Annotated in this window: 9 protein-coding genes and 1 pseudogene; 3 read left to right on the plus strand and 7 right to left on the minus strand. The window is 60.1% G+C overall.

Translation table 11 applies throughout. From position 1 onward, the window contains the following. From ccoO to NKH38_RS32740, 3 genes are all read right to left on the minus strand, one after another. Positions 1-391, minus strand: a 391-nt coding sequence (gene ccoO, locus NKH38_RS32730) for a cytochrome-c oxidase, cbb3-type subunit II (protein ID WP_352904855.1), incomplete at its 3' end; no start/stop codon positions are given. Between the two features lie 11 nt (positions 392-402). Beyond that, a complete protein-coding gene (gene ccoN / locus NKH38_RS32735; RefSeq protein WP_023707017.1) occupies positions 403-2,013 on the minus strand; it encodes a cytochrome-c oxidase, cbb3-type subunit I in 1,611 nt (536 codons plus the stop codon). Between the two features lie 555 nt (positions 2,014-2,568). Next, positions 2,569-3,315, minus strand: a complete 747-nt coding sequence (locus NKH38_RS32740) for a Crp/Fnr family transcriptional regulator (protein WP_023708062.1) — start codon at positions 3,313-3,315, stop codon at positions 2,569-2,571. Positions 3,316-3,467: 152 nt separating this feature from the next. Here NKH38_RS32740 and hemN point away from each other — a divergent pair, with 152 nt between their 5' ends. Next, on the plus strand, positions 3,468-4,817 hold the full coding sequence (gene hemN / locus NKH38_RS32745) for an oxygen-independent coproporphyrinogen III oxidase (protein ID WP_352765650.1): 1,350 nt from the start codon (positions 3,468-3,470) through the stop codon (positions 4,815-4,817). 236 nt (positions 4,818-5,053) lie between these two features. Here the strand turns inward: hemN and queE are convergent, their stop codons facing one another. From queE to queC, 3 genes are read right to left on the minus strand one after another with little or no spacing between them, the layout of a single operon-like run. Continuing rightward, a complete protein-coding gene (gene queE, locus NKH38_RS32750; protein ID WP_023707020.1) occupies positions 5,054-5,788 on the minus strand; it encodes a 7-carboxy-7-deazaguanine synthase QueE in 735 nt (244 codons plus the stop codon). Next, the gene (queD, locus tag NKH38_RS32755) at positions 5,785-6,141 is read right to left on the minus strand and encodes a 6-carboxytetrahydropterin synthase QueD (RefSeq protein ID WP_023673552.1); all 357 of its coding nucleotides are present in this window, start codon (positions 6,139-6,141) and stop codon (positions 5,785-5,787) included. The genes queE and queD overlap by 4 nt, the downstream gene beginning before the upstream one ends. Further along, positions 6,141-6,839, minus strand: coding sequence for a 7-cyano-7-deazaguanine synthase QueC (queC, locus tag NKH38_RS32760; protein WP_352765646.1), 699 nt, complete (start codon positions 6,837-6,839; stop codon positions 6,141-6,143). Before queC ends, queD begins: the two co-directional genes overlap by 1 nt. A gap of 568 nt (positions 6,840-7,407) precedes the next feature. On the opposite strand from queC, the gene NKH38_RS32765 reads away from it, so the two are divergent. Both NKH38_RS32765 and NKH38_RS32770 read left to right on the plus strand, forming a co-directional pair. Next, entirely contained in the window at positions 7,408-7,554 is a 147-nt protein-coding gene (locus NKH38_RS32765) for a hypothetical protein (RefSeq protein ID WP_352765648.1), read from the plus strand. 294 nt (positions 7,555-7,848) lie between these two features. Then, positions 7,849-8,013 (plus strand): hypothetical protein, encoded by a 165-nt coding sequence (locus NKH38_RS32770; RefSeq protein WP_023685557.1) that lies wholly within the window; start codon positions 7,849-7,851, stop codon positions 8,011-8,013. A gap of 186 nt (positions 8,014-8,199) precedes the next feature. Here NKH38_RS32770 and NKH38_RS32775 read toward each other — a convergent pair. Continuing rightward, a pseudogene (locus tag NKH38_RS32775) lies at positions 8,200-8,663 on the minus strand (transposase); the annotation flags it as partial.

Genomic DNA, 8,663 nt, shown 5'->3' on the forward strand with positions numbered 1-8,663 from the left:
GATCTGTCAGGTGATCCACGTGCCACAGGTTGGAATAGCGGTCACCGACGCGAGCGAGGTCCGGTCCGGTGCGCTTCGATCCCCACTGGAAGGGGTGGTCGTATATCGACTCGGCCGCCAGGCTGTAGTGGCCGTAGCGCTCGACCTCGTCACGGAACGGCCTGATCATCTGGCTGTGGCAGAGGTAGCAGCCCTCGCGGACATAGATGTTTCGCCCGGCAAGTTCGAGCGGCGAGTAGGGGCGCATGCCTTCCACCTTCTCGATCGTATTATCGAGATAGAAGAGCGGCGCGATCTCGACGATGCCGCCGATTGTCACGACCAGCAGCGACCCGAGGAGGAGAAGTGTAGCGTTCTTCTCGATGACCGCGTGTCTGTTCATCAACCTCATTTTCTGTCTCATCATCGCGCAAGCTGGAGGGCGGGGGTGGAGCGCGGCATCGGATCCTGCTCGCGCCGGTAGCCGAGGATGGTCATGGCGATGTTCCAGGCCATGATCAGGGTGCCGGAGAGGTACATGGCCCCACCGATGGCGCGCATGATGTAATAAGGGTGCATAGCGGCCACGGTTTCGGCGAAGGAGTAGACCAGGAAGCCCTGCTCGTCGTATTCGCGCCACATCAGGCCCTGCATGACGCCGGACACCCACATCACCGCGGCGTAGACAACGATGCCAAGCGTCGCCAGCCAGAAGTGCCAGGTAACGAGGCGAAGCGAGTAGAGCCGTTCACGGTTCCACAGCTTCGGCACCATAAAGTAGATCGCGCCGAACGAGATCATGCCGACCCAGCCGAGCGCACCAGAGTGAACGTGGCCAATGGTCCAGTCGGTATAGTGCGACAGAGAATTGACCGTCTTGATCGACATCATCGGGCCCTCGAAGGTGGACATGCCGTAGAAGGCGATGGCCATCACCATCATGCGGATGATGGGATCGGTGCGCAGCTTGTCCCAGGCGCCCGACAGCGTCATCAGGCCGTTGATCATGCCGCCCCATGACGGCATCCACAGCATGATCGAGAACACCATGCCAAGCGTCTGCGCCCAGTCGGGCAAGGCCGTGTAGTGCAGATGATGGGGCCCAGCCCAGATGTAGAGAAAGATGATTGCCCAGAAATGGACGATCGACAGACGGTAGGAATAGACCGGCCGGTTGGCCTGCTTGGGCACGAAATAGTACATCATGCCGAGGAAGCCGGCGGTGAGGAAGAACCCGACGGCATTGTGGCCGTACCACCACTGCGTCAGGGCGTCCTGGACTCCGGAAAATGCGGAATAGCTCTTGGAGCCGAGAAAGGAGGCCGGCATCGACAGGTTGTTGATCACATGCAGCATCGCGATGGTCACGATGAAGGAAAGGTAGAACCAGTTGGCGACGTAGATGTGCGGTTCCTTGCGCTTCAGGATGGTGCCCAGAAACAGGATCAGGTAGGCGACCCAGACGATGGTCAGCCAGATGTCGACATACCATTCGGGTTCCGCATATTCGCGGCTCTCGGTGATGCCGAGCAGATAACCGGTCGCGGCCATGACGATGAAGAGCTGGTAGCCCCAGAACACGAACCAGGCGAGATCGCCACCGAACAGCCGGGCGCGGCATGTGCGTTGGACGACATAGAGAGACGTGCAAAGCAACGCATTGCCGCCGAAGGCGAAGACGACGCCCGAGGTGTGCAGAGGCCGCAAGCGGCCGAAGTTGAACCAAGGCTGGATGTTGAGATCGGGATAGGCAAGCTGCAGCGCGATGACCACCCCGACCAGCATGCCAACCACACCCCAGAACATGGTGGCGATGGCGCCGTAGCGGATTGGCCCGTCCATGTAAGCGGACGGGTCGATCGGAGCGGCAGGCTTGAACTCAGTGTTACGCAGTAGGATCGCAGTGAAGCCAGCCAAGGCGAAGAACAAGACCCACATATGCTGGCGAAAGGGTTCATCCACCCCAGCGCCAGCCGCCACCAAAGCCGCGAATGCGAACAGGCTTAGAAGCACGATTTCTTTGCCGAATTTCATCGCAAGCCCCGATTTCCAATTCCGGCGGATGCCAAACCGCGGTGCCTTATTGCGCAGCCGTCGCCTGCTCGCCCTGATCCATGTCAGAGGCGCACCATTTTGCTCGAGCAGCATCGAGTTCGGTGCGATCAGACTGCGACGATCGAATGTGGAAGCGCACCACCGGCCGCCCGTTTATGGATGGGGCCTGGCGTCCCCGGTCGGGCCCCGGGTGCGGAGGCGACCGCGGGCGTGTGGGGAGCGCACCTTCTGCGACGCTGGAAAGCAGGTCGATGCCCTACCGAACCCCGATTGTTCAATGCCTTGGAACAGCCAGCGCCAGCGTTACGCTGCCGTCGTGACATTCATGGCTTGGGGAGACGGCGATTTTCCCCTGCGGATGAGGCGTATTGACTTCGGCCAAGTGTGGATGCTTCGCCGACGAGCCGAAACGCAACGGGCGCATACGATCGGATGGAGAACGGGCTGTCGCTACGCGACTTCTTCTGAGCCCAACGCGAGCATGCCCTGCCCCGAATGAAGTAAGTGACGGGGGCCATGCAGCTTCTGCGTCATTCAAACGGCTGTAGCGCCTCGGCCGCCGCAGCGCCGTTCCAGCCGGCTCATGCTGTCCACGGTGACGCGGCGGTTGTTCTCGATCCGAATCACGCCGTCCATTCTCAGGCTGGTCAGCTGACGGCTCACCGTCTCGTTCGTGATTCCAAGGAAATCAGAAATGTCGGCACGCGTCATCGGCAGCTCGAAGCACGTCGAGCTAGCCGTCGGGTCAACATTGGAGTCGATGTTCCGGGCAATCATGAGGAGAAAGCTCGCCACCTTCTCTGGTGCGGTCTTGCGCCCCAGAGTCACCATCCATTCGCGTGCCTCGTCAAGTTCGTTCAGCGCCTGCTTGAGCAGGCGATGCACAAATTCGGGTGACTGCTTCATCATCCGTTCGATGGCCGCTCTGGGAAACGAGCATAGCGAGACAGCTGTTGCCGCTTCCGCATTGATCGCACTTTTCATCTTGAAGGGCCGACCCAGAAAATCCGGGGCGAACTGCAGGCCGACAATCTGTTGGCGTCCATCTGACAGGCTCTTCGTGAGCTTCACCACGCCTGAAAGCACGTTCGAATAACAGTCGACCGCCTCGGCGTCGCCGATCAGTTCGACCCCCGGCTCGATATTGTGCCGCGACGACGTCTTGGCGAGCTGAGCCAAATGGTCTGGCTCTAGCGCGCCACAGACACCGCGGCGCCGTGCCTCGCAAGACAGGCAAAGAACGGGGATGCCGGAACTGTGAATATCCTGCCGTAATGTCATTCGATCGCTCTACCGGTCCGTGCGGGCAGGATAGCATCCACGGTAGAAAAATCCTTGCGGCAGTTTGTCCGTGCTGAAGGTTGATCGAAATCAGGGCTTAGGCTCATCCAAGCATCCACAGTTCGGGCGACGCAAACACGGTGGACCACGACATGCGACAAAAGCTAGTTGCCAGATTTGGCGAGAACGTCCCGCGCTACACGAGCTACCCGACCGCGCCGCATTTCAATGCAAGCGTTGACGCTACCGTTTGTCGTGGCTGGCTACAGCGGCTCGACGAGGGCGACGAAATCTCGCTCTATCTGCACATCCCATACTGCGACAAGCTTTGCTGGTTCTGTGCCTGCCATACCAAGCAGACACGCCATTACGAACCGGTGACCACATATCTGCGCTCACTGCATGCCGAGATCGCTACCGTCGCCGGTCTTGTTGGAGGCAAAGGTCGTGTGCGTGCCGTCCATTTCGGCGGTGGTTCGCCGACGATGCTCAAGCCCGAAGATATGGCGGCGCTGGGAACCGCCCTGCGCAACAGCTTCGGCTTTCTTCCCGGCGCCACGATCAGCGTTGAAATCGAACCCAACGATATGGACGATGCCCGCCTCGATGCGCTTGCCGAAATCGGCATGACAAGGGCGAGCCTCGGCGTTCAGGATTTCGATCCGAAGGTGCAAAAGGCAATCAACCGCGAGCAGAGCTTTTTGCAGACCAAGTCTGTAGTCGACGGTGTTCGTTCGCGCGGGGTCGAGTCCGTGAATCTGGACCTGCTCTACGGCCTGCCGCACCAGACGAGGGAGAGCGTCTCCTCCACCGTCGCGCAGGCGCTGACCTTGGAACCCGACAGGATAGCGCTTTTTGGCTACGCCCATGTGCCGTGGTTCAAGAAACACCAGACGATGATCGACGAGGCCTGGTTGCCGGGTCCCGCGGAGCGCTTTGCCCAGTCGCAACTGGCTGCACAGGCGATTGTAGACAATGGATACGAGGCAATCGGGCTCGACCATTTCGCCAAACCCGGCGATGCCCTGGCCCTTGCCGCCCGCACCGGGACTTTGCACCGGAACTTTCAGGGCTACACGGACGATTGCTGCGAAATCTTGATCGGGCTCGGCCCGTCATCCATTAGCCAGTTTCGGCAAGGCTATGCGCAGAACATGCCTTCAACCAGCGAATATAGACGCATGGTTGATGACGGCGGGCTGGCCGCTGTTCGGGGTATCGCACTTTCCAACGACGACCGCGTTCGCGGCTGGATCATCGAACGTTTGATGTGCGACTTCGCCTTCTCGGCCATCGATCTGGTGGAACGCTTCGGCGAGGCCGGCCAGAGGCTCCTCCTTCAGTCAAGTTCCATGGCCCTCCACGATCCGGTTCGATTGCTTGAACTTGATGGCGACAGATTCGTTGTGCCGGCTGAAAGTCGCCCTTTCGTCCGAAGCATCGCGGCCAGGTTCGACAAATATTTCGAAGCTGGAACGGCCAGGCACTCGGCGGCAGTCTGAGCACTCAGAGGAACGGTCATGCCTCTCAGTCGATCATGGACCGCGGTACGTTTGTTGATCGGCGACCGTCTATCGAGACAAGATTCTGAGCGGACCAGACGCGTCTTGGCGCAGCGACGATATCGTCCGCTCGAGCCCTGCCTGTCGGATCATGGTTGTCGGCGACAGCTCCCTTCGACCTGAACCACCCGTTCACCCGAATTCTGCCGGCGCAGTTCCAGTGGAAAGGGCCTGGGCTAGACGGCTCTCTTGTTACCCCAGAGCACAACGTGCAGCTGCGGCAGCACGCGGGCCTCGAACCATCTGTCGCGGGTCACGCTGTCAACCAGCCACTCCATGCGCTTCAATATTCCGTCAAGGTCGACAGGCGCGTCATCATTTGTGGGGTGTGGCGGCGTGTGATTGCCGGGCTGCAGATAGATCGGAAGTTGCGGAAATTGCGCAGCGGCGTCTTTCGCGTAGGTGTAGTCCCTTTCGTCGAAAACAATGAGCTTGAGCACGACTTGGGGCTTGCCTTGTGCCGCCTGGAGGCACGCCTCGACAGCGGCCCAATCTGTCGTCATTCGGCTTGACGGCGGCTTTGGGCTGAGGATCAGCACGTCAAGCTGCGCAAACCAGTCCCTGGCAAGCGACCCTTGGGTTTCCAGCGCAAAACGGTAACCGTCACCATGGCCCCGGTCGATGAGCGCGCCGAGCGGCTGGATGGCCGGATTGCCGCCTGATAGCGACACCATCAGCGGGCGGCCACCGGAAAGGGCAAGCACATTTTTCCACACCGCCCCAACGGACATCATCTCCCATTCATGGCGGAATTGATTGTCCACAGCATGGAGGCTGTCGCACCAGGAACAGCGATAGTCACACCCGCCGGTTCTGACGAAGATCGTCGGCAAACCTATGAGCACGCCCTCGCCCTGGATCGTCGGCCCGAAAATCTCGCTAACGCGGATTGCGGGATGAGTATTCGTCATGGCCGGTATTCCGCCCAGGTTTTCGGCGTTTCGCTCACCCGCACGGCCGCGGTTTCGCTCAGGCGTGCCTTGCACCAGTCGTAGAAATGTCTGGCCAGATATTCCGCCGTGACTTGCTCGTGTCCCAGCACGTCGTTGAGATGCCGGTGGTCGAAGCTCTCGTCGATGTAGCGTTTGAATGGCGCCAAGTCGTGGTAGTCGCGCACGAAGCCGTGATCGTCCAGTCCATCCGCTGAAAGCTCCACTTCGACGATGTAGTTATGTCCGTGCAGGCGCGCGCATTGGTGATCGGGTGGCAATGAGGTGAGCTGATGCGAGGCTGAGAAGTGGAATTCCTTGGTGATGCGGAACATTACGCGGTGGTCCTTCGCAGCGCTCCGAGCCAGAAGTCGGGGTCCTCATACTCGGTTGGGTCCGGGTGCCCAGCGACGTGAAACGCCTCACGCCGCTCGACGCAGGTCCCGCACCTCCCGCAATGACGCTCGGCGCCCTTGTAACAGGACCAGGTCTGCGCAAACGGCGTGCCGTATGTGGCTCCATCCGTAACAATGTCCGCCTTCGTCAGGTTCACATAGGGTGCATAAAGGCGAATCTGCGCGTAGCCGTCGAGCGCGTGGTCCTGCATCATCTGGAAAGCGTCGATGAAGGCCGGACGGCAATCGGGATAGACAACGTGATCCCCACCATGCACGGCCGTCGCCACTGCGTCAGCGTCTTGCGCTGCGGCGAGGCCGAAGGCAATGGCCAACATGATGGCGTTCCGGTTGGGCACCACCGTTATCTTCATCGTGTCTTCGGCATAGTGCCCGTCGGGCACGTCCACATTGTCGGTCAGCGCGGAGCCGGAAAGGTCGCCGCCGATCTCGTGGATATCGATGATTCGCTGCGGGACACTCAGGCGCTCCGCGCAAAGGGTGGCGAAGCCCAATTCCTTCCTATGCCGTTGGCCGTAATCGAACGATAGCAGGCCGGTCAGCTGGTGCTCCGCTGCCACCTTGTGGGCAAGAGTAACGGAATCCAATCCGCCGGAGCAGACGACGAGAGTCTTCATCGTTGGGTCCTTGTTTTAACCGGGTAGGCTGCGACCGGAGATTTCTCTGCGCTCCAGTACTTCAGGAAAACCATTTTGTGAAGTGAACGGAGACCAATTCGTGCGCTTGCGTGCGATGCGCAAAAAGCCATCGCGGTGAGCTGCAAGGACACGGACTGGCGAGACGTCACCCTTCAGCGGAATGCTCAAAGTCGAACGCTTCTCGGGGGACAAAGTTCTCGACGAGCAGAGCCTGTCGGTCCCGAGCGCCGAGCGACGCCATTGCAACGTGTTCGGAGTACAAAGCCGAGATGGGCTTGCCGCAAACAGCTCACTTACCAGGGATGTTCAGCGATGCCGAAATCCAGATATCGGGGTGGATTATGAGATCAATTGTCGCGACAGCTTTGGCTGGCCTGCTCCTCGCGCTTCGTAGATGCAGCGCATTCCACGTCAGGATCATTTTGATGAGCACGCCCTCAATGGATAACCGGCGAACCCTGAATAACCGGTCGTGAGCCGACATCTGTGAACAAGCGGTGTGGTCGATTGCAATCACCCATGTCTTGCGCACAGGTACCTTATGGCAGTGGATGAACTGAACTTGATGGTTTTACAGATGGCAGTCGAAAGCGTCCGCTCGCTCTCGTTGAGCTTCGCTGAAAAAGCCGCCGAGATAGCCACCAGGAGCCGCGGCAGCCTGCTTTTCAACGTGCGGATCGACGGTGACGCGTAGGTCCAGCGGGTCGCAGCCATCCGATATCACGGCGGCCAATTCGGCGTGCTGGCGTTAGACGGACACGGCCTAGTTACCCACTATTGCATCGTTTAACGGTATGTTCTCACATTACATTGCGGCCTTGGAGAGCTGGCACAGGATGCCCCTGTCGATGCAGGCCAAGATGGATGCCAACGGCAATGCCCGTCTCTTCGTAGCGGCGTTGCGGGATGCCGGACATATGCTGGGCACCTAGCATTTGGCCAGAGTGCATCTCTGAATTTGCAAGTGCATCACTGCGATGGCGCCGGCATGATCGTCATGCTCGAAAAGGGCTGCGGCGGCCGCGGCAAAGCGGTCGCCGCGATGATGGTGTCAACGGCGTTGCATCGATGCGAGCGTTTAGAACAGAGGTCTCCTCCTGGCATCGAGCGTATGCAAGGAGCTACGCAAGCGCAAATGTATCAAGTATTTTGAAGGGACGACCCCTCATGCATACTTAGCTGCGATGCTCGGGCGGCATAAGCCTCGTTGCCATCTAGCCGCCTTGATGCACGGCGATAAGCTTTTGACGGCCTGAAGCGACGCTGTGGTCGCCGTTGCGGTGCTTTTCCACGCGCCTCGTCAGGCGCCGGGATTGCTCCGGCGTGATGGCAGGCGGGGGACGAAGCGGATATCGCCACCGTGGGCGCCGACCTCGACCCGCGCGATGATGCGCTCGACGCGGCTCCAACTAGCGGCGCCGTCAACGAAACCTGCGGACCTTGCCTGTCTTGGCCGACGCTTCGAAGCGCGCGGTCGTGCTGGCCTCCAGATCCGCGACATGCTTGCGCAGGGTCGTGGTGGGCGCGAGGCCAAAGATGAAGTCGACGTCGTTGGCGCGGCACCAGTCGATGACCTGCGGGTTGCAATAAGGGCTATCGCCGCGGAGCAGGATTCGAATGTTCGGCCAGTTGATCTGGATCGCCCGCACCAGACGGCGCAGGTGGGGGCGGATCTCAGCCCCACTCGGCCGCTTGGCCGGTCGCAGGATCGCGCTGACGAACCGTCCCGCACCATCGAACACGACGATCGGCTGGAAGCCGTACTCGTCATGGTGGGCATTGAACAGGCGAAGCTGTTGGCCT

The sequence above is a fragment of the Mesorhizobium sp. M1078 genome (assembly GCF_040318615.1).
Classification (GTDB): domain Bacteria; phylum Pseudomonadota; class Alphaproteobacteria; order Rhizobiales; family Rhizobiaceae; genus Mesorhizobium.

Excerpts from the sequence above, each read along its gene's own strand:
- ccoN (WP_023707017.1), bottom strand. The coding sequence starts at position 2,013 with ATGAAATTCGGCAAAGAAATCGTGCTTCTAAGCCTGTTCGCATTCGCG.
- NKH38_RS32740 (WP_023708062.1), bottom strand. The coding sequence starts at position 3,315 with ATGACATTACGGCAGGATATTCACAGTTCCGGCATCCCCGTTCTTTGC.
- hemN (WP_352765650.1), top strand. The coding sequence starts at position 3,468 with ATGCGACAAAAGCTAGTTGCCAGATTTGGCGAGAACGTCCCGCGCTAC.
- queE (WP_023707020.1), bottom strand. The coding sequence starts at position 5,788 with ATGACGAATACTCATCCCGCAATCCGCGTTAGCGAGATTTTCGGGCCG.
- queD (WP_023673552.1), bottom strand. The coding sequence starts at position 6,141 with ATGTTCCGCATCACCAAGGAATTCCACTTCTCAGCCTCGCATCAGCTC.
- queC (WP_352765646.1), bottom strand. The coding sequence starts at position 6,839 with ATGAAGACTCTCGTCGTCTGCTCCGGCGGATTGGATTCCGTTACTCTT.
- NKH38_RS32770 (WP_023685557.1), top strand. The coding sequence starts at position 7,849 with ATGATCGTCATGCTCGAAAAGGGCTGCGGCGGCCGCGGCAAAGCGGTC.